Source organism: Vibrio sp. SCP2 (assembly GCF_059295395.1).
On record NZ_JCAFVV010000049.1, the window covers coordinates 1 to 223 of the forward strand.

Genomic DNA, 223 nt, shown 5'->3' on the forward strand with positions numbered 1-223 from the left:
CTCGACGCCCAGTTAAGACTCGATTTCTCTACGGCTCCCCTAGATGGTTAACCTTGCTACTGAATATAAGTCGCTGACCCATTATACAAAAGGTACGCAGTCACACCACGAAGGTGCTCCTACTGCTTGTACGTACACGGTTTCAGGTTCTATTTCACTCCCCTCACAGGGGTTCTTTTCGCCTTTCCCTCACGGTACTGGTTCACTATCGGTCAGTCAGTAG

1 rRNA gene is annotated in these 223 nt (G+C 49.3%); it reads right to left on the reverse strand.

Annotated features, from left to right (window positions below):
* Positions 1-223: ribosomal RNA gene (locus tag AC5O63_RS22505) — 23S ribosomal RNA — on the reverse strand; the annotation flags it as partial.